This is a genomic window from Microbacterium sp. NPDC087589 (genome assembly GCF_044743635.1).
In the GTDB taxonomy this organism is placed as follows: Bacteria; Actinomycetota; Actinomycetes; order Actinomycetales; family Microbacteriaceae; genus Microbacterium.
The window spans coordinates 1-21,073 of sequence record NZ_JBIUWV010000002.1; the positions used below are offsets into that span (position 1 = coordinate 1).

At 67.0% G+C, this 21,073-nt stretch carries 22 protein-coding genes; 9 read left to right on the plus strand and 13 right to left on the minus strand.

Features of this window, described 5'->3' with window-relative positions:
- Positions 1–263 (plus strand): LPXTG cell wall anchor domain-containing protein (locus tag ACIOU8_RS05900; protein ID WP_400786945.1); only part of this gene is annotated, 263 nt, incomplete at its 5' end.
- Positions 264–303: 40 nt separating this feature from the next.
- Here ACIOU8_RS05900 and ACIOU8_RS05905 read toward each other — a convergent pair.
- Both ACIOU8_RS05905 and ACIOU8_RS05910 read right to left on the minus strand, forming a co-directional pair.
- Positions 304–1,671 (minus strand): D-alanyl-D-alanine carboxypeptidase family protein, encoded by a 1,368-nt coding sequence (locus ACIOU8_RS05905; protein WP_400786948.1) that lies wholly within the window; start codon positions 1,669–1,671, stop codon positions 304–306.
- 217 nt (positions 1,672–1,888) lie between these two features.
- On the minus strand, positions 1,889–3,049 hold the full coding sequence (locus ACIOU8_RS05910) for a sensor histidine kinase (RefSeq protein WP_400786950.1): 1,161 nt from the start codon (positions 3,047–3,049) through the stop codon (positions 1,889–1,891).
- A gap of 324 nt (positions 3,050–3,373) precedes the next feature.
- Here ACIOU8_RS05910 and ACIOU8_RS05915 point away from each other — a divergent pair, with 324 nt between their 5' ends.
- From ACIOU8_RS05915 to ACIOU8_RS05925, 3 genes are all read left to right on the plus strand, one after another.
- Positions 3,374–4,024 carry a response regulator gene (locus tag ACIOU8_RS05915; protein ID WP_400786952.1) on the plus strand — a complete coding sequence of 217 codons (651 nt, stop codon included), beginning with the start codon at positions 3,374–3,376 and terminating at the stop codon, positions 4,022–4,024.
- A 304-nt stretch (positions 4,025–4,328) separates the two neighbouring features.
- A complete protein-coding gene (locus ACIOU8_RS05920; protein ID WP_400786955.1) occupies positions 4,329–4,478 on the plus strand; it encodes a hypothetical protein in 150 nt (49 codons plus the stop codon).
- 142 nt (positions 4,479–4,620) lie between these two features.
- Positions 4,621–4,833, plus strand: coding sequence for a hypothetical protein (locus ACIOU8_RS05925; RefSeq protein WP_400786957.1), 213 nt, complete (start codon positions 4,621–4,623; stop codon positions 4,831–4,833).
- Position 4,834: 1 nt separating this feature from the next.
- Here the strand turns inward: ACIOU8_RS05925 and ACIOU8_RS05930 are convergent, their stop codons facing one another.
- The 5 genes from ACIOU8_RS05930 to ACIOU8_RS05950 form a co-directional block, all read right to left on the minus strand.
- Entirely contained in the window at positions 4,835–6,127 is a 1,293-nt protein-coding gene (locus ACIOU8_RS05930) for a family 1 glycosylhydrolase (RefSeq protein ID WP_400786959.1), read from the minus strand.
- Positions 6,128–6,134: 7 nt separating this feature from the next.
- A complete protein-coding gene (locus tag ACIOU8_RS05935; protein ID WP_400786962.1) occupies positions 6,135–7,004 on the minus strand; it encodes a carbohydrate ABC transporter permease in 870 nt (289 codons plus the stop codon).
- Positions 7,001–7,957, minus strand: coding sequence for a carbohydrate ABC transporter permease (locus tag ACIOU8_RS05940; RefSeq protein WP_400786965.1), 957 nt, complete (start codon positions 7,955–7,957; stop codon positions 7,001–7,003). The genes ACIOU8_RS05935 and ACIOU8_RS05940 overlap by 4 nt, the downstream gene beginning before the upstream one ends.
- A 64-nt stretch (positions 7,958–8,021) precedes the next feature.
- A complete protein-coding gene (locus tag ACIOU8_RS05945; RefSeq protein ID WP_400786967.1) occupies positions 8,022–9,281 on the minus strand; it encodes an ABC transporter substrate-binding protein in 1,260 nt (419 codons plus the stop codon).
- Between the two features lie 141 nt (positions 9,282–9,422).
- A complete protein-coding gene (locus ACIOU8_RS05950) occupies positions 9,423–10,457 on the minus strand; it encodes a LacI family DNA-binding transcriptional regulator (RefSeq protein ID WP_400786969.1) in 1,035 nt (344 codons plus the stop codon).
- A 222-nt stretch (positions 10,458–10,679) separates the two neighbouring features.
- Here ACIOU8_RS05950 and ACIOU8_RS05955 point away from each other — a divergent pair, with 222 nt between their 5' ends.
- Positions 10,680–12,776 carry an RICIN domain-containing protein gene (locus ACIOU8_RS05955; protein WP_400786971.1) on the plus strand — a complete coding sequence of 699 codons (2,097 nt, stop codon included), beginning with the start codon at positions 10,680–10,682 and terminating at the stop codon, positions 12,774–12,776.
- 122 nt (positions 12,777–12,898) lie between these two features.
- On the opposite strand, the gene ACIOU8_RS05960 is transcribed toward ACIOU8_RS05955, so the two are convergent.
- Complete coding sequence (locus tag ACIOU8_RS05960; RefSeq protein ID WP_400786973.1) at positions 12,899–13,870, minus strand: helix-turn-helix transcriptional regulator; 972 nt, start codon at positions 13,868–13,870, stop codon at positions 12,899–12,901.
- A 109-nt stretch (positions 13,871–13,979) separates the two neighbouring features.
- On the opposite strand from ACIOU8_RS05960, the gene ACIOU8_RS05965 reads away from it, so the two are divergent.
- Together ACIOU8_RS05965 and glsA are read left to right on the plus strand one after the other, a co-directional pair.
- Positions 13,980–14,930 carry an alpha/beta fold hydrolase gene (locus tag ACIOU8_RS05965; protein WP_400786975.1) on the plus strand — a complete coding sequence of 317 codons (951 nt, stop codon included), beginning with the start codon at positions 13,980–13,982 and terminating at the stop codon, positions 14,928–14,930.
- Positions 14,931–15,026: 96 nt separating this feature from the next.
- Positions 15,027–15,959, plus strand: coding sequence for a glutaminase A (gene glsA / locus ACIOU8_RS05970; RefSeq protein ID WP_400786978.1), 933 nt, complete (start codon positions 15,027–15,029; stop codon positions 15,957–15,959).
- An 11-nt stretch (positions 15,960–15,970) separates the two neighbouring features.
- Here the strand turns inward: glsA and ACIOU8_RS05975 are convergent, their stop codons facing one another.
- Both ACIOU8_RS05975 and ACIOU8_RS05980 read right to left on the minus strand, forming a co-directional pair.
- On the minus strand, positions 15,971–16,288 hold the full coding sequence (locus ACIOU8_RS05975; protein WP_400786981.1) for an NIPSNAP family protein: 318 nt from the start codon (positions 16,286–16,288) through the stop codon (positions 15,971–15,973).
- Between the two features lie 39 nt (positions 16,289–16,327).
- Entirely contained in the window at positions 16,328–16,780 is a 453-nt protein-coding gene (locus ACIOU8_RS05980; protein ID WP_400786983.1) for a hypothetical protein, read from the minus strand.
- Between the two features lie 117 nt (positions 16,781–16,897).
- Here ACIOU8_RS05980 and ACIOU8_RS05985 point away from each other — a divergent pair, with 117 nt between their 5' ends.
- The gene (locus ACIOU8_RS05985; RefSeq protein ID WP_400786986.1) at positions 16,898–17,116 is read left to right on the plus strand and encodes a hypothetical protein; all 219 of its coding nucleotides are present in this window, start codon (positions 16,898–16,900) and stop codon (positions 17,114–17,116) included.
- Complete coding sequence (locus tag ACIOU8_RS05990) at positions 17,113–17,556, plus strand: BLUF domain-containing protein (RefSeq protein WP_400786989.1); 444 nt, start codon at positions 17,113–17,115, stop codon at positions 17,554–17,556. The genes ACIOU8_RS05985 and ACIOU8_RS05990 overlap by 4 nt, the downstream gene beginning before the upstream one ends.
- A gap of 64 nt (positions 17,557–17,620) precedes the next feature.
- Here ACIOU8_RS05990 and ACIOU8_RS05995 read toward each other — a convergent pair whose 3' ends face one another.
- The 3 genes from ACIOU8_RS05995 to ACIOU8_RS06005 form a co-directional block, all read right to left on the minus strand.
- Positions 17,621–18,925, minus strand: a complete 1,305-nt coding sequence (locus tag ACIOU8_RS05995) for a formimidoylglutamate deiminase (protein WP_400786992.1) — start codon at positions 18,923–18,925, stop codon at positions 17,621–17,623.
- Positions 18,922–20,121: an allantoate amidohydrolase gene (locus tag ACIOU8_RS06000; protein ID WP_400786994.1), complete on the minus strand. Its 1,200-nt coding sequence runs from the start codon at positions 20,119–20,121 to the stop codon at positions 18,922–18,924. The genes ACIOU8_RS05995 and ACIOU8_RS06000 overlap by 4 nt, the downstream gene beginning before the upstream one ends.
- A gap of 103 nt (positions 20,122–20,224) precedes the next feature.
- Positions 20,225–20,884 carry an IclR family transcriptional regulator gene (locus tag ACIOU8_RS06005; protein WP_400786996.1) on the minus strand — a complete coding sequence of 220 codons (660 nt, stop codon included), beginning with the start codon at positions 20,882–20,884 and terminating at the stop codon, positions 20,225–20,227.
- Positions 20,885–21,073: the final 189 nt, after the last annotated feature.

Genomic DNA, 21,073 nt, shown 5'->3' on the forward strand with positions numbered 1-21,073 from the left:
ACGGGTTCAGCCTGCTCGCGGCCCCGGTGCAGTTCACCATCAACCCCGACCGCACCGTGAGCGTGACCGCGGGCGGCGACGAGGCGGTGACCGCCGCCGGTCAGATCATCACGGTGCGCGATGTGCCCGCGTTGACCCTTCCGACCACCGGGGGGACGGGCGCACTGCCCTACATCCTCGCCGGTTCTGTGACCGTGCTCGCCGCGGGCGGGCTGGCCCTCTGGGTTCGCCGCCGCAGCACACGAGTCGACACGGGGGTGTGAGACCGCCGCTGCAGCGGGCGCTCGCGCTTCGGACCCAGCCTCAGTCCCCGGCATCCAGCGGCGAGCCGAGTTCGGACGGGTGAGTGAGTCGCCACCACTCGCTGGGCGGGTCGATGCTTCCCGAGATCGTCACGGGAGCGGTGACGATGTCGGGGCCGGCTGTCCAGGTGATGCTTCCCACGACCGTGCCGTCGCGGTACGTGGGTGGAGTCTCGATGTCCATCGTCAGTTCGATCGGCGTGTCCGACCAGGTGAGGATCGACGCGCTCTCGCCGATGACGATCTCGGCCGCGGACCCCCAGGGTGTCGAGATGGCCCCGATCTTCTGACCCTCGGTCGCGACGGGCACCTGGTGGAAACCGGAGCGGATGCTGTCGAGTGCGGCGACCACCGTGGCGTTCACCGACTCGTGCGAGTATCCCCCGAGGACGACCCCGGTGACGGAGAGCGGATCGGTCGCGCCCACGTCGAGTGTCGCCGTGTACAGCAGGTTGTGGGTGCCCGCGCCCAGGTTCCCGGTCTTCAACCCGGTGATGCCGGCGGTGCCGAGGAGGCTGTTGGTGGTGTACACCGGGCCGGCGCCGGGGATCGAGATCGCCGGGGTCGCGACGATCTTCGCGATCGCCGGATGTGCGGCGGCGAGCTTCGCGATGGCCAGCAGGTCGGCGGGCGTGCTCGTGTTGCGCGGACTGAGACCGGTGGGCTCCGTGATCGTCGTTCCGGTGAGCCCGTGGGAGACGAGCCAGTCGCGCGTCGCGCCGAGGAATGCACTCTGCGAGCCGAAGATCCGCGATGACAGCGCCTCGGCGTAGTTGCTCGCGGAGGGGATCAGCATCGCGGCCAGGGCATCGCGCAGCGACATCGAGGCGCCGGTGGGCATCGGAGCGATGGTGGCACCCCGCACGTAGTACTCGTCGTACAGATCATGATCGGCCTTGCCGAACGTGATGGTCGGCCCGGGGTCGTCCGCAGACGTGAGCGGCGCCGCATCGAGGATGACGAGGGCGGTGATGAGCTTGGTGATGCTCGCGATTGGAAGCGGTTCACCCGTCCCCGTCGCCGACCAGGTTCCGCTCGCCCCCTCGCCGAGATAAGCGTCGGCGCCGGTGATGCTGATCGCCGATGCAGCGGCCGTATGCGTGGGGACGGTAACAGCGTCGCCGACCGGGACCTGCGGTGCGCGAGTGGTCACTGACGGCGCAGCCGTCGGCGCCGTGAGTGCCCACCCGACGTAGCCTCCGGTCACGGCCAGCAGCGCGACGAGGCAGACGGCGGTGATGAGGAGCGCCCGTCGCCGACGTCTTCTGCGCACCACGGGGTCGATCCGATCGCCGCTGAACTCCTGCTCGTGCGCCATGAGCTCCGCGAAATCCGACAGCTCATCCACCGGCTGGTCGGGCGCCGTCATCGAGAGACCCTCATCGTGCCCCACCTGTCGCTTGCGATCCTCAGAAAAGGCCATCCTCGCGCATGTCCGCAGCCTTCGGTATCGGCCGTTCGGGGGACAAGGGATGCGGCAGCAGCGCATCGAGGCTTCGTTGCCCTGGGGCTACGAACGCCGGCGGCCGCGGGACCAGAAACCTCAGATGAGGCGAGCGATGGCCGGTTACGCTGCGTGCGCTGCCTCAGGGGATGGACTCCGTGCGCGCGGGAACCGTGGCCCTGAGCGTCCAGCCGTCGGCGGTTCGGTCGGCCTCGAGCGTTCCTCCGCACTGAGTGAGGCGTTGCCGGGCGCGGCCGAGTCCACGGCCTCCGAGATGACCCTTCCTTCCCTGATGCGCGACTGGCGCGACGTTCTTCACGACGAGTTCGACGACATCGGAATGATTCCGGAGATCGATGGTCGCTGAACGCGACTTCGGGGCGTGCTTGATGATGTTCGTCACAGCTTCGATCGCTGTCTCCGTGAGGGCTCGGCCTGTCGCCGAAGAGACACCGAGCCCATCGAGGGGCGCCGCGATCTGTGTCGGGATTCCCGCATCACGCAAGAGTGCCCCGAGAGACGACACCGCCTCCACGACGTTCCCGTCGTATCGCGCCGGATGCACTCTCGGGCCCTCGATCGTCGTGTCCCGCATGAGGGAGAGCAGGGAGTGAATGCTATGGAGCGCCTGCTCGGCAGACTCCTCGATGGTGGCGAGCGACACCTGCCGCGCCGCGTCGTCCGGCTGCAGAGGCAGCGCTCGGGCATGGAACAGGATCAGCGTGAGATCGTGTGCGAGGCCGTCGTGGAGCTCATCCGCGATGCGCTCCCGATCTCCCCGCGCGATCGCCTCGAGGTCTTCCGTGACCCGAGCGCGTTCCGCGACGAGGAAGGTCTCGCGTGCAGCCACGAGTCGGAACGCGACCCCCGCGAGAAAAGCGACGACGGCGATGCCCGCTATGCCGAAGACGCCGCCGGAGGCGAGAGCTGTTCCGGTGGCGGCGATGTACGCGGTCAGCGCCGACAGCAGCATGATGTGCGTGACGATCACCCACGGCGCACAGGTCGCAGCGACCAGGCTGAGCGCGATGGCGAGCTCGAGGAGGTCTCCGGCGCTCCCGGTGAACATCACCCCGACGCTACTGATCAGCATGACGATGAAAGCAGCGGACGTCGGGTGCCAAGCGAAGCCGGCGACGCCTGCGTACAGGGCGATTGCAAGAAGGTCGTACCGCGTGAACTCCCCGCCCGCGAAGATGAACCCGACCTCGACGACCAGCAGCACGCCGACGGTCAGGACCAGGAGAACACGGGCTACCGGGTGTAGCAGCTTCTGCTTCCAGAACGTGCGAGAGCGCAGCATCCGCGCCATGGAACCGCGCGATGCGAGGACCGACTCGCGTCTGTGCGAGCCGGCTGCGGCGTGTTCAGGCACAGATGCCAAGGACCTGACAGAGCCAGCCACCCACGTCGGCGTTCGTCTCGACAATGCGGGTGAACGTCTGGGCGGCGAGCGTGGTTATCAGTCCCACGGTGGTCTCCTTGGTCGGTACTCCGCGATACGAGCGCCGGGGATCGACGTCGAGCGCATAAATTGTCCCACGTGCCCTCTCGACCGCGCTCGCGGGGGCCCGATCATGGCCCTGGGGCCAGAGATCGGACAGCCTCGCCGCGATACCGTGAGGGAGTGAGCGAAGTCGTCCGTGTTCTCGTCGTCGACGACGAAGCCCTGGTGCGGCATGCTCTGCGTGCGTTTCTCACCGACGACGACCGCGTCACGCTGGTCGGCGAGGCGACCGACGGATCCGAGGTTCTCGCGATCTGCAGAGCATCGAATCCCGACGTCGTGCTGATGGACATCAAGATGCGCGACATCGGCGGGGTGGAAGCGACCCGGCTCATCCTCGAGTCGAACCCTCACTGTCGCGTCGTAGCTCTGACGACCTTCACCACCGAGTGGCGTGCGCTCGAGGTCTTGCGCGCGGGCGCCTGCGGATACCTGGTCAAGAACTCGACCCCGAAGCAGATCATCGATGCCGTCGTCGCTGCCCACGCCGGAGACCGTGTCGTCTCACCTGAGGTGCAAGATCGATTCGTTCGCGCCGCAATCGAAACAGGTGACAGCCGTACCCTCGAGGCGCCTGGGCTGAGCGAGCGGGAGATGCAGATCGTCGAACTGATCGCGAGGGGGCTCTCCAACGCCGAGATCGCCGAGGAGCTCCACTACGCCGAGGGCACGGTGAAGGCAGACATCCGCCGCATCAACCAGCTGTGGGGCGTAGAGAACCGTCTTCAGATCGTTCTCCGAGCGACGGAACTCGGCGTCATCAGCCTCTGACGAGCGCGGGTGGTCGGCAGACGGTGGCACCTTCGGGATGATGAGCGACGATCTCTAGCCCTGAGGCCATGCCTGACCGGAACAGTGGTGAGCTTCTCGTTGACTCAGGGTGCAACGATCACCTACCCGACAGGCCTGGCCACCGGCGGCGGGGGCAGTGCTGGCATCCATCCGCTCGTTACAGGCGGCGCCGATGCCCCAACAACCGTGAGATGCGCATTTACCCCTTGGTGGGACCGACGGGATTCAGTTGCCAATGATGACGAAGAGACGAATAAGCCCCGCAGTTTTCGCGACGATCGTCGTGGGACCGATCGTGGTCCTCGAGGTCATACTCCTGGCCATGGGCGTCTGGCCCATGTCGGGGGCGATGATCTTCGTTGTGGTGATCAACGCCGTCTTCTGGTTCATGAACTACTTCATCTGGCGACAGGCCGGTCGCGCACGAAGCTGAACAGCCCGGCGGAGTCGTAGCCCTGGGGCTACGAATGACCCCGCTGGCTTGATCGGTCGCGATTGCGGTGGACACCATGGAGAGAGGGCTTCACCAAGGTGATGCCTTCTCGTATCCAGTGCGGCCGATCAGAGAGACGACGATGCCCCAGACCCTCGCGCAGCGCTTCACCGTCGCCCTTCCCCTTGTGGGTGTGGCGCTTCTTCTGACGTCGATGGTGCTCCCGGTGCAGTTCGCGATCGTCGCATGGGGCCTCGCGATGATCACGTTCCTCACGGCGCTGGCGTGCGCGATCATCGCCGAGAGGGAGCGGCGGGCAGATCGTCGCGTCGTCCGGCCAATCGGGTCGAGATGACCTACGTCGTTGCCCGTCGAATGCCCTCTTCGGCCTGCGCGTACTCGGGACGCATGCGCCTGCGTGCGTGAGCGGCGAACCGGTCGGCGACCGGATTGCGCACCCGCTGCAGCGTCCCGGGAGTCTCGACCAGATCGAACAGGCCCATACTGAGCAGGTGATCCGCGCGGGGTGCGGTGCTGTGGCGGTAGGTCCATTCGTACATGTCGAAGAGCGGCCACCACGTGTACCCGACCACATCCGTGCCTTCGGCGCGGAGCTGCTCCACCGCGCTCACCGAGGCGTCCATCCAGGCGATGCGTGTCTCGGCGTCATCGGTCACGCAGGTCTCGGCGAGCATGACCGGTGCGCCGTAGCGCTCGGCGTAGCGTCGCAGCATCTCTTTCAAGCCATTCACCCCGTCGTCGCGCGTCGGCCGCGGGTCGGCGAATCCGCCACGGTGGTGCACGCCCGCCTCGAACAGCTCGGTCGAGTGTCGGGGGTAGTAGTTCACGCCCATCACGTCGGGCTGCACGGCGTTGTCGCGGAACCACTGGAGGAGCTCAGGCGAGGCGCCGCGTGAGCGCAGAAGCGAGCAGAGCGGATGCCGATCGTCGACCTTGCCGGTGACGAGATCCTCGACCAGGAAGCCCTGATGCGCGTAGCGCCGCGCGGTCTCCCAGTGCTCGGGCGCGTCGACGTCTCCGGCGTAGCGCATGGATGCGTCGACGTGGACGAACGTCGCCCGGTCGCCCAGCACGTCGGCGATCGCGCGCTGAGTGAGCACGAACCCCTTCGCGATGGCCGTCGAGATCTCGACCAGACCTGCGGTTCCCCGCCGGTACGGCGGCCAGTAGGCGTACTCGCCGCTGAACAGAGAGTGCAGCATCGGCTCGTTCACGGGGGTGTAGTCGGTGGCGACGTCTCGGTAGCGCTCTGCCGCCCTCGCCGCGTACTCCGCGACGTGCTGCGGGTAGTCGGGATGCGCGAACTGGTCGTCGATCCACAGCGGGGTGCCGTAGTGCAGGATGTCGACGATGGGGCGGATGCCGAGCTCTCCGAAGCGGTCCATCACCCGATCGGTCCACGACCAGTCCCACTGGTTGCGTTCGGGCGAGACGACGTGCCAGGGGATGCCCCAGCGCATGAACTCCGCACCGACCGAGGCGGCGAGACCTAGGTCATCGCTCCACTGGTCGTAGTGCTCGGTGAGGGCGTACTCGTCGATCGCCCGTTCGCCGGGCCGTTCTTGGGGGATGAAGGTGTTCTCGATTCCGAGGCCGAAGTGCAGCAGGCCGTCGCGGTACCAGGTCATATCGATGTCACTTCAGTCCGGTGGAGGCGATGCTTTCGACGAAGCGTCGCTGGATGAGCAGGAAGACGATGGCGAGCGGCAGCACGGCGATGAGCGAGCCCGCCATCATGACGCCCTGAGGGATGATGCCGCCTGGTCCGGTCAACAGGGTGAGCCCCGACGTGACGGTGCCCATCTCGGCATCCGTCGTGAACACCAGCGGCCACAGGAGGTCGTTCCAGTTGTTCACGAAGATGTAGATCCCGAGGGTGAGCAGAGCGGGCACCGCGTTCGGCAGCACGACGCTGCGGAAGATGCGGAATTCGCTCGCCCCGTCGATGCGCGCGGCGTTGTCGAGGTCGCGCGGCAGCGACAGGAAGAACTGCCGCAGGAAGAAGATGCCGAATGCGTCCGCAGCACGGGGCGCGATGAGCCCGGCGTAGGAGTTGACCCACCCGAGGTCGGAGACGAGCTGGTAGATCGGGATCAGGGTCGCCTGGAACGGGATCATCAGACTCGCGATGATCGCGATGAGCAGCACCTTGCTGCCTCGGAAGTCGAGTCGGGCGAGCGCGTAGGCCGCGAGCGAGTCGAAGACCAGCGCGAACAGGGTGACCCCGCCGGCGAACACGAAGCTGTTCAGGATCAGCTGTGCGAACGGCAGCTCGGTGAAGATCCTCGTGAAGTTGTCGAGGGTCCACGCGCTCGGCAGGAGCGTGGGTGGGTACGCATTCACCTCGGACACCGGCTTGAAGGCGGTGAACACGATGATGAGGATCGGCAGCATCACCGCGAGCGTCGCCGCAGCCGCGACGACCAGCAGAGCGATGGAGGCGAGACGGCGCCGCGTCGCGTGCGGCGATCGACGCGTGATGCTCGGAGACGTGAGCGCGGTCACGAGGCATCCGCCTCTCGGCGCGAGAAGAAGAGGAACTGCGCGAGGCTCAGCACGAGAGTGACGAGCAGCAGGACGTACGACAGCGCCGATGCGAACCCGAGCTCGAGCTTGCGGAAGCCCGACTCGTAGATCTCCATGACGATCGTCTGCGTGCTGCCGTAGGGGCCGCCGCCGGTCATGACGTAGATCTGATCGAACGCCTGCAGTGCGGCGATGAGCGCGACGATGAGCACGAAGCCGAGCGAGCTGCTGAGCATCGGCAGGGTGATGCTTCGGAACCGCTGCCAGGCGGTCGCGCCGTCGACTCGGGCGGCTTCGTAGAGACTGCCGGGGATGTCTTGGAGCCCGGCGAGGAAGATCACCATGTAGAACCCGAAGCTCTTCCAGACGGCGACGAGCACCACGGTCGGCATGGCAAGCACCGGATCCTGCAGCACATTGCCGAGCTGGATGCCGAAGCCGCGCAGCCAGTAGTTGAGGAGGCCGATCTGCGGGTCGAGGAGGTACGACCACGCGAACGCGGCGACGGCCAAAGAGACGATGAACGGCAGGAACAGCATGGTGCGGAAGGCGCCGCGCCCTGGGAGGAGCCGGTTGTTCAGCAGCAGGGCGAAGACCAACGCGATCACCACGACGACGGGGGTGAACAGGAGCGAGTACACCGCAGTGTTTCCCATCGCGCTGAGCACGCCGGAGTCGGTGAAGACGTCGATGTAGTTCTGCAGCCCGACCCACTCCTCGTCGCCGAAGCCGCTCGCGTCGGTGAACGACAGTCGCAGGGCGGAGAGCATCGGCCACGCGACGAACACGGTGAGGATGATGATCGCCGGAAGGAGGAACGCGATCACCGTCAGGCGGTACCTGTTGCTGCGACGGAGGGGAGTGCGCCCACCCAGTGGTGCGGGTGGGCGATAGGAACGGCGGGCGGGGGGCGCGGCGGCCTGCGTCGTCATCGGCGTTGCTTTCTCGAAGAAGGACGCGGGAGGGGCGACGTGGGCGCCCCTCCCGCGAGCGGAATCACTTGATGGCCTGCTGGATCTCGCTCTGGGCGGCGGAGAGCAGCTCGTCGATGTCGCCTCCCGCGACGGCCTTCTGAGTGAGAGTGTCGATGGCCGCGAGCACGTCGACGCTGTTGACCACACCGGGAAGCAGCGCGCGGCCGGTCGGCGCGATCTCGGTCAGCGACACGACGACCGGGTTCGACTCGACCGACTCGAGGGGGATGTCGGTGCGCAACGGGGGCCACCCCGACGCGAGAGACCACTCCGTGGCGACGTCCTCCTGGAAGAAGTAGGAGAAGAACGCCTCGGCACCAGCGACCTGGGCGTCGTCGGCCTGCTCGGTGATGCCCATGGACACCCCGATGGCGGATGCCGCCTGGTCTTCCGGACCGGCGGGGATCGCCGCGATGCCGTAGTCGATGTCGTTGTCGGCCGAGATGAACGACATCCACGGCCCACCCACGTGCATCGACGCCTTGCCGGAGCTGAAGAGCTCGTCTGCCCCGATGCCGTCGAGGCCCGTGGGGGAGATCTTGTCGTTCGTGATGGCGTCGACCCAGTAGGCGATCGACTCGGCGTTCTCGCTCGAGTCGATGACGGCGTCCGTCGATCCGTCGACGATTCCGCCACCGCCGCTGAGCAGCAGGCTCGGCCACAGTCCGTTCGCGACGGTCGCGTGATCGGGAAGCGCGAGGCCGTACTGCTCAGGGGTTCCGTCGCCGTCCTCATCGACGGTGAGTGCCTTTGCGGCATCCACCCATTCGTCCCATGTGGTGGGGAACTCGTCGATGCCCGCGGCGGTGAACAGCGCCTTGTTGTAGAACACCGAGAGCGGCACGAAGCCGGTCGGCACTCCGTAGGGCGTGCCGTCGACGGTGACCATGTCGACCGACTGCTCGGCGAGCTCGGCGGTGTTGCTGTCGTCCGAGGCGTAGAAGTCGGTCAGGTCGACGAAGGCTCCGCGATCGGCGTACACCGGCATCCGCTCTGCGGGCATCGCGACGATGTCCGGGCCCTCGTCCGATGACAGCGCCGGCAGCAGTGTGTCATCGATGACCGCCCACGTCTTGGTCTCCGTCTCGATGACGTAATCGTCTTGCGACTCGTTGAAGTCGGCCACGATCTGGTCGAGGACCTCACCGTCGGCTTCGGTGTATCCGTGCCAGAACGTGAGGGTGGTGGGCCCTTCGGGGTCGTCGTCCGCGGGGGCGGAGCAACCGGCCAGGGCGAGCGCTGTCGCGCTCGCCGCGGCGACGGCCATCATGGTTCGTCTCATCATCATCTTCGATGCCCTTCTGTGACTGCGGTGTCAGGTCGGCTCGGGTGCCGTTGTGCTCGGGTTTACAACGATGGAGGTAAACGTTGTAAATGGATGATCGCGCCTCCACGGGGCGATGTCAAGAGGGGGACTGTTCGACTAGCGAGCGGCGGCGGTCGACTCGCGCTCGACGAGCGAGAAGTCGGTGAAGACCTCGCGGGGAGGCCCGGCATCCGCTCCGCCTATGCGCGCGACGAGAAGATCCACTGCGGTGCGGGCGATCTCGGACCGCCCGGGGTTGATCGTCGAGAGGGCCGGAAGGCTGTAGCGCGTCTCGTCGAGGTCGTCGAAGCCGATCACGGCCACGTCCTCCGGAACACGCACGCCGCGTTCGAGGAGGACCCGCAGCGCACCGAGTGCGAGGGAGTCGTTGAAGGCGACGATGCCGTCGAACTGCACTCCGGCGTCGAGCACGGCGCGCATCGCATCGGCTCCGTCGGCCCGATGCCAGAGGTCCACCGGAACCACGAGGCTGTCGTCGAGGGGGACCCCGGCGGCAGCGAGTGCATCGGCGTACCCCTCAAGGCGGAGGCCCGGGGAGCCGAACTCCTCACTGGGGTGCGAACCGAGTGCGAGGATGCGTCGGCGGCCCAGCCCGAGCAGATGAGCGGTGGCGGCCTGCGCGCCCTCGGTGTTGCGCATCGTCACGTGATCGCGCGACGAGTCGAAGAGTCGCTCGCCCAGCAGCACCATCGGCACGGGCACGCGTTCGAGCAGCGCGGCATCGCCCTGCTCGAGGGTCAGCACCGAATGCAGGATCCCGTCGAGCCCGCGAAGGTGAGCGTCGCGCAACGCGGCGAGTTCGCTCTCGCGATCGAGGTCGAACTGCTCGATGAGCACCGAGAACCCGCGCTCGCGCGCGGCCCGCATGACATCGTCGGCGAGCTCGGCGAAGTAGGGGTTGCGCAGATCTGGCACGATCAGCCCGATCATGTCGGTGCGACCGGAGCGCAGGCTGCGCGCTGCGCGGTTGGGCTGATAGTGCAGCTGGTCGATCGCCTTCTCGACCCGCTCACGCGTCTCAGGGCGTATGTGCGGATAGCCGTTGATGACGTTCGAGACGGTCTTGATCGACACGCCCGCCGCCCGTGCGACGTCGTGCAGAGTCGCCGTCGTCTCTGACCCAGCTTTCATTCTGCGCACTCTACAACGTTTCCCCTGCGACCCCGGACGCCATGCGATCAAGAAACAGATGCTTGACGCGGGCTCATGCGCCCCATACGGTTGCCGCGGGTCTCTACAACGTTGCAGAACCTGCAGTGTCGAGGCTTGCATCACCACATTGAGTGCAAGGGCACGCGCTACGTGGGCGCGCGCACGCTCTCGCCCCCCGGAGAAACTGAGGAGCAGGAGAACATGCAAGATTCCCAAGTAGCGCGCGGCCGAAAAGCCCAGAGGCTGGCGGCCGCCATCGCCGGTCTCGCCCTGGTCGTGGCCGCCGTGATCGTCCCGAGCGCGGCATCCGCTGTGACGACCGGAAACGGTGCGCTGGTCTATTCGCCGGCCGCCGGCTCATCGTTCAACCCCGAAGGCGGAACCCCCGCCGGCACCACCTACGCGAAGATCATCGTGCTGAAGAACAACGGATCGAACAACGGGACGCAGCTCGTGACGTTCGACCAGTTGGTTCTCCAGAACGGGGTGCAGGTGTACCCGATCTACCGCAGCACCAATGACGGATCGTCGTGGACCAAGGTCGCCGACATCAACCCGAGCGCGACATTCCCCACGTTCACACGCACCGCGCAGCCGTTCCTGTTCGAGGTCACGCAGGCGACCGGGAACCTGGCTGCCGGCACCATCCTCTTCACCGGCATGATCATGCCGGAGGACCGGTCGAGCAGCAAGCTCGTCGTCTACAAGAGCACCGACCGTGGATCGACATGGAGCTTCCTCAGCACCATCGACTCGGGCGGCCCCGCCGTCTATGATCCCTCTCCCTCCTCCACGACCACGACCGTGTGGGAGCCGTCGCTCGCCATCGACGGAAGCGGCGGTCTCGTCGCTTACTACTCCGACGAGCGGCAGAAGGCGAACGGCGTGCTGCAGGCGGTGTCCTATCGGCGTTCCACCGACGGCGGTCAGACCTGGGGTTCGCTGGTGAACGTCTCGGCGCCGACGAACCAGAGCGATCGTCCCGGGATGATCACCGTGGCGAAGCTGCCGGACGGCCGCTACATCGCCACGTTCGAGGTCGTGAACCGGCCGAGTCAGAGCCAGAACACCGCGCCGGTCTACTTCAAGATCTCGAACGACGGGCTCAACTGGGGCACGACATCGAGCATCGGCACACCGATCCAGCTCGCCGATGGACGAGGCATCGGTTCGTCGCCGTACGTGAAATGGGTGCCGTCGGGTGGCCCCAAGGGCATGCTGATTGTCGCATCGAAGTGGTCGCTGACCGCATCCGGTGCGATCGACGGAGGTCAGAACTTCTACGTCAACTACAACCTCGGTGCCGGCCCGTGGGAGCGGCTGCCGATGGCAGTGACCTATGACGCGACCGACACCCAGGCTGGCAATTTCAGCGGTTTCGCTCAGGGCATCGACGTCAGCGCCGACGGCCGCACGCTGTACCAGGCGACGAATGTCGAGAACACGGTGACCGACCTCAACGACGTGCGCGTCGGGTCGATTCCGCTCGATGCTCAGCAGTACGAGGCCGAGAGGGCCACCGTCAGCGACGCGGCCGTCGTCACGCATCCTCAGGCGAGCAACGGGCAGAAGATCGGCAACATCAATAACGCAGGCAGCTACGTGCAGTTCACGGTTCGCGTTCCCGCTGCCGGCACCTTCACGCTGAACGCGCGATACGACAACGGATTCGGATCAGCCGCGACGCACAACGTCAGCGTCAACGGAGGCACGGCCTCGTCGATCAGCTACCCCGCGACGGTCGATTGGGGTCGCTATGCCTGGGCGCAGAAGAGTGTGACCCTGAACGCGGGAACCAACACCATCCGCTTCACCAAGGGCACCAACTTCGCCGAGCTCGATGCGATACATCTCTACCGCAGCACGGCGCTGGACCCGCAGTTCCAGGTCGTCAACCGCAACAGCGGCAAGCTCCTCGAAGTGCTGAGTGCGCTGACCACCGACGGTGCCGCCGCCGGTCAGTGGGGCTCGACGAACAACGCCACCCAGCGGTGGAACCTGCGCCCGTCAGGCGCCTCGACGCAGTTGGTCAACGTCAACAGCGGAAAGCTGCTCGAGATCCCCTCGGCAGCGACCGCTGACGGCGTGGATGCTGTCCAATGGGGGTCTACCGGCTCGGCGACACAGAACTGGAACGCCGCAACGACGGGAGGGTGGTGGACATTCACCAATGCGAACAGCGGAAAGCTGCTCGAGATCGACGGATGTTCGACCGCTGACGGCGCAGTCGCTCAGCAATGGGGCCCGACGGGCGCGACCTGCCAGCAGTGGCGCCTCGTGAAGGAGGGCATTCAGTAACAAGCGCGCTGGGCGTCGGGAGAGACGAGCAGATCGTCCCGTCATCCGGCGGATCAGGCGGGGGTAACATTATCGAGCCGAGTGCGGGTTGATAATGTTATCCCCGCTGAAGACAGCCCGATCTAGGTGACGGCCGGAGTCGTCAGATGAGCGCCGAGCCGTCCGATCAGGTCGACGAGCTCGGCCGGCTCGAGGACGCTCACCGGAGCGGTGAGCGCGATCTCTGCAACAGCCATGGCGAGCCGGCCGAGGTCCTCGCTGCGAATCTGCACGACGCATCGGTCTGCGTCCACCTCTATCAGCGTGTGGTCGACCCACCGCAGGACCCCGTCGAGCTCTGCGAGCGGTGCCGCGATGACGAGTTGCGCATCGTGAAGGCGTGCGGTGGCGCCCAGCGACCGTGCGACGAAGTCTGCTGCGTCCCCGCCCGGGATCTCGCGGGGCGTGAAATGGCTGCCGACCTGCCGCGGTTCCTCGATCCGGTCCAGCCGGAACGTCCGCCAATCATCTCGATGCCTGTCCCAGGCCACGAGGTACCAACGACTTCCGGCGGCGACGAGCTGGTGCGGCTCGACGAGTCGCCTGCTCGTCTCGTCGTCGCCTCGCCGATAGTCGAATCGCACGTCCTCGTTGTCACGACACGCCGCGGCGAACACGCTGAGCGATTCGGGATCGATGACGCCGCCGTCGACCGCCCGTCGCAAAGAGACGACGCTCGAGTGCAGCGCCGAGACACGGCGGCGCAGCCGATGGGGCAGGAGCGATTCGATCTTCATCAGCGCGCGCAGAGATGTCTCTTCGATGCCGCTGATGGCAGCCTCCGCCGCATGGCGTAGCCCGATGGACACCGCGACGGCCTCCTCATCGTCGAGGATCAGAGGAGGCACGTGTGTGCCGGTCGCGAGACGGTAACCGCCGTACCTCCCCGACGTGGAATCGACCGGATATCCGAGGTCGCGGAGTCGGTCGAGGTCGCGTCGCACGGTTCGCTCCGTGACGTCTAGCCGGGCCGCCAGCTCGGCGCAGGGCCAGAAGCGATGGGTCTGCAGCAGCGACAACAGTTGCAGTGCTCTCCCTGTGGCATCGGTTCGCATGTCTCGAGCATGCCAACGATCTAGGACACCCGGTGTCCAGAATGCTCCGTACGGTCTGAGCAACCGCCGGTCCGCATCCGCGATCGGCGCCGATCTCAGAGGAGCATCCGTGAATCCGTCCCAGTTTCCCGAACCCACCCGCATCCCCGTCAACGGCGTAGAACTCGAGGTCTTCGAGGCCGGGCGGCAGAACGCCGGCAACCCCATCGTGCTGTGCCACGGATGGCCGGGTCACGCCTCGTCGTGGCGCCATCAGGTGCCTGCTCTCGTCGCAGCGGGCTACCACGTGATCGTCCCGAACCAGCGCGGGTACGGAAACTCATCCCGGCCGACCGAGGTCACCGACTACGACATCGAGCATCTGTCCGGCGACCTCGTCGCGCTCCTCGATCACTACGGATACGACGAGGCCACCTTCGTCGGTCATGACTGGGGCGCCATGGTCGTCTGGGGGCTGACACTGCTGCATCCGAACCGCGTCAACCGCGTCATCAACCTGAGCTTGCCGTACCAGGAGCGCGGAGACACTCCGTGGATCGAGTGGATGCAAGCCGTGCTCGGTGAAGATTTCTACTTCGTGCACTTCAACCGCCAGCCCGGTGTCGCAGACGCGGTGTTCGAGGAGAACACCTTCCGGTTTCTCCGCAACCTGTACCGCAAGAACGAGCCACCCCAGCAGCCGCAGCCGGGCATGGCGCTGATCACCCTCGCCAGAGCGGAGGCACCACTCGGCGATCCTGTCATGAGCGACGAGGAGCTGGCCGTCCTGGTGGCCGCGTTCGACACGTCGGGGTTCACCGCCAGTGTGAACTGGTATCGGAACCTCGACCGCAACTGGCATCTTCTTGCCGACGCGGATCCGATCATCCGTCAGCCCGCCCTCATGATCTACGGCGATCGGGACATGGTGCAGAAATCCGAGACGCTGGCCGAGTTCGTGCCGGATGTGGAGGTGGTCGAGCTGGACTGCGGGCACTGGATCCAGCAAGAGAAGCCGGAGGAGCTCAACGCCGCGATCCTGAGCTGGCTGCAGCGCCAGGATGCCACGCGTCTTCGGTAGGCTGCGCGACTCATCTGCGGAGGCGGAGCCGTCCGCAGCAAGTCAACCCCACCGACCGTTCTCTCCTTTCCGCACGACACGTGTCACTGTGGACGAATGAGACCAGACGCGCGCAGCTATGACCTCGACGATCTGCGGCGGCGGGTCATGCACGAGCAGGGCGGAGCGGTGGATGACAGCATCCCCGAACTGGCCGATGCCGACGACGACCTGTGCGCGCTGGCGCTGGTGCTGCCGGACGGGACGATCCGCACCAGCGCTCAGGCGGCGGTGCCGTTCAGCGTGCAGTCAGCGGTCAAGCCGTTCCTCTTCGCTCTGGCCCTGCTCGACACCCAGGGTGAGGCGCTCGACCTCGTCGGCATCGAACCGACAGGGGAGGCCTTCGACGCGATCAAGCTCGAGAGCGGGACAGGCCGTCCGCCGAACCCGATGGTCAACGCGGGCGCGCTGCTGACGGCGTCGCTCGTCGACGGAGAGAACGTGGAAGAGCGCGACGAGCGGATCCTCCGAGGGCTGTCGGCCTTCGCGGGGCGCAGCCTCGAGGTCGATGAGAGCGTCGCACGGAACGAGCACTTGCTCGGTGACCGCAACCATGCGCTCGCCCACCTCATGCGGGCAGAGGGGACCCTGCATCTCAGCGCCGACGACGCCGTCGCCGTCTATGCGCGGGCGTGCGCGGTGCTGGTCGACGCGGAGGCACTCGCTGTCATGGGCGCGACTCTCGCCTGCGGGGGAGTGAACCCGGTGTCGGGGGAGCGTGTCGTCCCGCAGAGCGTGGCGCGCGACGTCGTCTCTGTCATGGCGACCTGTGGCGTGTACGACGGCTCCGGGCGGTGGATGCGCGAGATCGGCATCCCCGCGAAATCGAGCGTGTCCGGCGCGATCGTGCTCTCGGCGCCTGGAAGGCTCGGTGCGGCAGCCGTCAGTCCGCCGCTGGACGAGCAAGGGACGAGCGTGCGCGGCAGAGTGGCGTGCGACGCGCTGAGCGCCGAGCTCGACCTGCACGCGTTCGGAACAGCGGCGAGCTGAGGAGATGCTCCTCAGTCGGCGTCGACGGAGAAGACGGGGCTGAGGAAGCGACGCTCGTATCGGCGGATGCACTGAGTCCTGCGTGCCAGTTCGAACGCCTCGATGCATTCGGGGTCGGCCTTCGAGGCCGTGCGGTAGATCTCGTACTCAGCCAGGGAGGGAAACGTGAACAGCGCGAACGCTTCGTCGCTGTCGCCTTCGCTCGGCAGGAAGTAGCCGTGGTGGGTTCCTCCGTGCTTCGCCACCAGCCGGATCCACGCGCGTCCGTACTCGGTGAAGTCGTCGAGCTTGTCGGGGTCGATCTCGTAGCGCAGGTGAATCGTGATCATGTCGTTCATCCTCCCAGAGGGCGAACGACACCTCGATCTTCAGCCCGCATCCACATCCGCATCCGCAGCACTCCGTTCCTCGTCCGAGTTCGGGGTCCAGCCGAACCAGCCGCTGTCAGTGCTCATGACGCTCCAGTCGCCGCAGGCGAAGACCGTCTTCGCCTTGTATGGATCGGGAGCATCATCGAGCACCCAGGTCGGCGCCGACAGTCGTTCCACTTCGGTGCAGTCGTCGGCGAGCGCGGATTCGCTGGAAAGCAGGACGACGGCGTCCGCGGCGGTCTCGATCGTCGACGTCCGCACGGTGATCTCGGTGGCGTCGGCCGGGATCCAGCCGGCATCGACCTCGGCCCCGTCGTCGAAGGCATCGACGTCGTCGAAGGTCGACGTGGCCTGCTTGTGGACGATGCTGTCGTAGGCGGAGCATCCGGCGAGAGAGGTCACCCCCAGGAGGACCAGGGCGGAGGCGGCGAAAACCGTTCGTGCGTTCATACGTTCCAGCCTGGTCGACGCGGGCCGCGCCGACATCGGGCGGGCGAGGTAGCGGCGTACATCTCGAGGATGATCCTGTGCCGGGCCCGCCTCTGAACGCGAAGGTACGCTGAAGGCATGGGTGATCAATCGCCGCTCGCCTCTCGACCCCTGTGGGCGAGCGTGGCCGACGGCTTCTACGTGGGCAGCCGGGACGGGTCGTTCCTCGGCTACGTCGACCGTCAGGCGGATGGCATGTGGCGTGCCTTCGATGCCGTCTCGCGCTCCATCGGCGACTATGCCGACCACCACCGCGCGATGGCCGCGGTGACGACTCGGGAAGGGGATGCCGGATGACTCCGGAGAACCCGCTCGTGTCGCTCGTCTACTGCAGCAGCGCGACACACCCGTTCAGCGAACAGGAGCTCGCCGACCTCCTGGCAGTGAGCCGCGCCCGGAACAGCGCTCGCGACATCACCGGCATGCTGCTCTACCGCGGCGGTGAGTTCGTCCAGATCCTCGAAGGCGCCAGGTCGGACGTGGAGGGTCTGATGGAGACCATCGGACGAGATCCCCGTCACGCCGACGTACGTGTGCTGATCGAGGAGCCGCTGCATGAGCGGCGCTTCGCCGAGTGGACGATGGGCTATCAGTCCCTCGTCGCCCCGGAGCCGAGGATGCTGACGGGATACCGCGATTCCTTCGACGACCTCCGCGTGGGGGACCACGACATGATCGGCCGGGCGATCATGGAGCTCACCCTGTGGTTCCGCGTGCGCGAGTCCGCCGCGGGGTAGGCGCGAAAGCCGGGAAAGGGGAGCGCCCAACCACGGTGCGAACCCCGCACCGGGCGGCAGGCGATCAGCCTTCCTCGAACAGCTCGGCGATGCACCGGTGCAGGCGCTCTGCGACCGCCTTCTCGTCGTGGGTCAGGGTGCGGCCACCCACGATCGTGCGGGTGACGTCTGCGCTGGTCGCGGTCAACGGCAGCTGTTCCACTCTGCTGCCCGCGGTGCGGATCGAGCTCGGGTCGAGTTCGACGAGGTCGAGTGGACCTCCCAGACGCGCCGGTTCGGCGAGACCGAGTGACCCGTAGCCGCCGGCCGAGCCGATATGCCAGAGGGATGCCGGCGCGATGCGCCCGCGGCGCAGCGAACGCAGTCGCTCACCGGCCTCGAGGCCCCGAAGCTCGAGCAGCGGGTCGATGACGGCATTCTGATCCGAGCCCACCGCCAGTCTGGCCCCCGCCGCGATCAGCTCGACGGCCGGGCCGATGCCGTCGCCGAGATCCGCCTCCGTCGTGGGGCAGAACACGGCGTGCACCCCTGCGTCTCCGAGCAGGCGGATGTCGGTGTCGGTCAGGTGAGTCGCATGCACGACAGAGAGGCGCCGGGAGAGCACTCCTTCTTCGGCAAGAAGCTCCGTCGGGGTCAGGCCGTGCGCGGCGATGCAGTCGGCGTTCTCGGCAGGCTGCTCCGACAGATGGATGTGCAGCGGCACGTCCTCGGGCAGTTCGCGGGCGATGTGCGCGAGGGCATCGCGGGGCACCGCGCGCACCGAGTGGAGCGCCGCGCCGAGCGTGACGAGCTCGGACCTGTCGGCCAGGGCTTCGCGCAACGAGTGCCACCGTGCGAGCCACGCGTCGGCATCTCCATCGCCGAAACGCGCCTGTTCCGGGGTGAGGGGTGCCCCGATGCCTCCCGCGAGGTAGCAGGTGTCGAGCAGGACCAGACGGATGCCGGCGTCGACTGCGGCCTCGGCGAGGGCCATCTCCATCGCGTGGTCGGCGTAGGAGGTCCCATCGGGGCGGTGATGCACGTAGTGGAAATCCCCGACGGCCGTCCATCCCGATACGGCCATCTCGGAGAACACTGCGGCGGCGAACTCTCGATACGTCGGGGGATCGAGCCGCCCCGCTGCTCGGTACATGAGCTCTCGCCACGTCCAGAAAGACCCGGACTCGTGAGTGCGCCCGCGAAGAGCCCTGTGGAAGGCATGCGAGTGCGCGTCGGCGAAACCGGGGGCCGCGAGCTCGAGGATCGTGGCATCCGCCGGAGCCGCTGTGCCGGTGGCCTCCGAGACGACCAGCCCCGCGGCATCCGTCTCCCACAGGACTCCACGCTCGATGGTGCCCGCACGGACGAGCCGAGCGGCCCAGACCCTCATGACAGATCCTCGATGGTCCGCACGAGGGCGTCGACGCCGGCCTGCACGGCCGCATCGTCGGCGCCCTCTTCGGGAGCATGCGAGACGCCGGACGGGTTGCGCACGAAGAGCATCGCCGTCGGCACGTGCGCCGCGAGGACGCCCGCGTCGTGGCCCGCTCCGGTGGGGAGAACGGGAACGCCGCCGAGGGTCGTGGCGATGCGGTCGCGCAGCTGCGGGTCGAAGAGAACCTCGCCACTGTACGACTCTTCGATCACGGACGCCTCGCAGCCCTCGGCGGCGGCCGCTTCGACGACCGCGGCCCGCACCTCGTCGACGATGTCGCGAGTATCCGCTCCGGAATCGGCGCGGACATCCATCCAGGCCGACACCCGAGACGCGATGACATTGGTGCCACCGGGCATCGGTTCGAGACGGCCGATCGTCGCCCGCGAACCGATACGCACGAGAGCGGCCCGCCGCGCGGCGAGCACTGCGGCCGCAGCCGGAAGCATCGGGTCGTGGCGATCGGCGATCTCGGTGGTACCGGCGTGATTGCCCTGGCCGCGCACGTCGATGCGCCACCGACCGTGCTCGAGGATCGACGAGCCGACCGCGACGGGGCTGCCGAGGTCGATCAGTCCCTTGCCCTGTTCGACGTGGAGTTCGACGTACACCCCGATGCGCGAGAGCGCCTCGGCGTCGTAGCCGGGGTCGGGCAGCGATGCGTCGCGTGCGACATCGATGTATCGCTGTCCCGAGGCATCCGTCAGCTGTGCCAGGCGGTCGGGGGTCATCGCGCCGGAGAGAAGGCGCGATCCCAGACACGCGACGCCGAAACGCGAACCCTCCTCTTCGGCGAACACGACCACCGCGAACGGGCGGCTCGGCACGAATCCGCCGGCTCTGAGGCGCTCGACGGCGGCCAGCGCGCTGACGACACCGAGAGGGCCGTCGTGCGCGCCGCCGCCGGGCACGGAATCGAGATGGCTGCCCGTGACGAAGGCATCGGGCCCCGGCTCTCCCCACCAGGCCCACAGATTGGCATTGCGGTCGGTGGTGACCCGCAGGCCGAGCCGCTGAGCGCGTTCGACGAACCAGTCGCGAAGGTCGCGTTCGGCGTCGTCGAACACATGCCGCGAGTACCCGCCCCGTCGCCCGTCTCGGCCGACGTCTTCTATCTCTCGGAGAAGCTGGAGTGCATCGAACTCGGTCACGCTCCCTCCCACATGGGAACCCGGAGGCCGCGCTGGCGTGCGATCTCGGCCGCGTCCTCGCCGTAGACCTCGGTGACGTTCTTGAATCTGATCATGACTGCTCCTAGAGGGCGGTTCCGTCGGTGAGCCCGGCCGATAAGCGGCGGGCGGCGGTCGCGAGAAGCGCGCCGCACTGTTGGGACGACTTCTCGGTCATCCGGTAGCTCGGCACGAGGATGCTGATGACGGCCACGATGCGTTCCCCCGTGGAGATGGGTGATGCGATGGCGGTCACGTCGCGCTCGATGCCCCGTTCGACGACCACGAAGCCTGCGGGGGGCGTCTCACCGCGGAAGACGAGTCCGGCCGCGGAGCCTTCGAGAGGGATGGTGCGACCGACCCAGTTCGAATGCCGGACGGAGTGGGATCCCTCGACGATGCTGATGTAGAGGGCGGATGCCGCGTGTCCTTCGACACTCAGATAGACCGATTCACCGGTCGCCTGTTCGAGCCCGACCATCTCTTCGTGGCACACGTCGATGAGTGACTCGTGGCCGAGGGCCCGCGCGCCGAGCTGCATCAGCCGGGAGCCGGCGCGATAGCTGCCTTCGTCGTCGCGCCGCACGAAGCCGCTGGACTCGAGTGTGCGAAGCAGCCGCAGCGCCGTGCTCGGCGGCAGTTCTACTGCCCTGGACGCATCCGCGAGAGTGGTGCTTCCCGTCTCGCACACGTTGGCGAGGAGCGAGAGCGCCCGTTCCACGGTGCGGGTGGACTGTTCGCTCACGAGAGCCTCCCCGAAGCGACAACTCTGACGATTGGCTCCGCGTGTCTCCCGGACCTCTTGTGTCTAGCTTCTGACTAGTAAAATACACGTGCCACTCAATGAAATGAATAGCCACGTCGAGATTCCTGCGCCGTCTACCGGATGTGGGTGAGTCGGGGTTTCGCGCTGAGCCGGATCGCGGCCGCACTC

What these genes read in the sequence shown, in the direction of transcription:
- ACIOU8_RS05905 (WP_400786948.1), bottom strand. Translation starts at nt 1,671, where the DNA reads ATGACGGCGCCCGACCAGCCGGTGGATGAGCTGTCGGATTTCGCGGAG.
- ACIOU8_RS05910 (WP_400786950.1), bottom strand. Translation starts at nt 3,049, where the DNA reads ATGCTGCGCTCTCGCACGTTCTGGAAGCAGAAGCTGCTACACCCGGTA.
- ACIOU8_RS05925 (WP_400786957.1), top strand. Translation starts at nt 4,621, where the DNA reads ATGCCCCAGACCCTCGCGCAGCGCTTCACCGTCGCCCTTCCCCTTGTG.
- ACIOU8_RS05930 (WP_400786959.1), bottom strand. Translation starts at nt 6,127, where the DNA reads ATGACCTGGTACCGCGACGGCCTGCTGCACTTCGGCCTCGGAATCGAG.
- ACIOU8_RS05940 (WP_400786965.1), bottom strand. Translation starts at nt 7,957, where the DNA reads ATGACGACGCAGGCCGCCGCGCCCCCCGCCCGCCGTTCCTATCGCCCA.
- ACIOU8_RS05945 (WP_400786967.1), bottom strand. Translation starts at nt 9,281, where the DNA reads ATGAGACGAACCATGATGGCCGTCGCCGCGGCGAGCGCGACAGCGCTC.
- ACIOU8_RS05950 (WP_400786969.1), bottom strand. Translation starts at nt 10,457, where the DNA reads ATGAAAGCTGGGTCAGAGACGACGGCGACTCTGCACGACGTCGCACGG.
- ACIOU8_RS05955 (WP_400786971.1), top strand. Translation starts at nt 10,680, where the DNA reads ATGCAAGATTCCCAAGTAGCGCGCGGCCGAAAAGCCCAGAGGCTGGCG.
- ACIOU8_RS05960 (WP_400786973.1), bottom strand. Translation starts at nt 13,870, where the DNA reads ATGCGAACCGATGCCACAGGGAGAGCACTGCAACTGTTGTCGCTGCTG.
- glsA (WP_400786978.1), top strand. Translation starts at nt 15,027, where the DNA reads ATGAGACCAGACGCGCGCAGCTATGACCTCGACGATCTGCGGCGGCGG.
- ACIOU8_RS05975 (WP_400786981.1), bottom strand. Translation starts at nt 16,288, where the DNA reads ATGATCACGATTCACCTGCGCTACGAGATCGACCCCGACAAGCTCGAC.
- ACIOU8_RS05980 (WP_400786983.1), bottom strand. Translation starts at nt 16,780, where the DNA reads ATGAACGCACGAACGGTTTTCGCCGCCTCCGCCCTGGTCCTCCTGGGG.
- ACIOU8_RS05985 (WP_400786986.1), top strand. Translation starts at nt 16,898, where the DNA reads ATGGGTGATCAATCGCCGCTCGCCTCTCGACCCCTGTGGGCGAGCGTG.
- ACIOU8_RS05990 (WP_400786989.1), top strand. Translation starts at nt 17,113, where the DNA reads ATGACTCCGGAGAACCCGCTCGTGTCGCTCGTCTACTGCAGCAGCGCG.
- ACIOU8_RS05995 (WP_400786992.1), bottom strand. Translation starts at nt 18,925, where the DNA reads ATGAGGGTCTGGGCCGCTCGGCTCGTCCGTGCGGGCACCATCGAGCGT.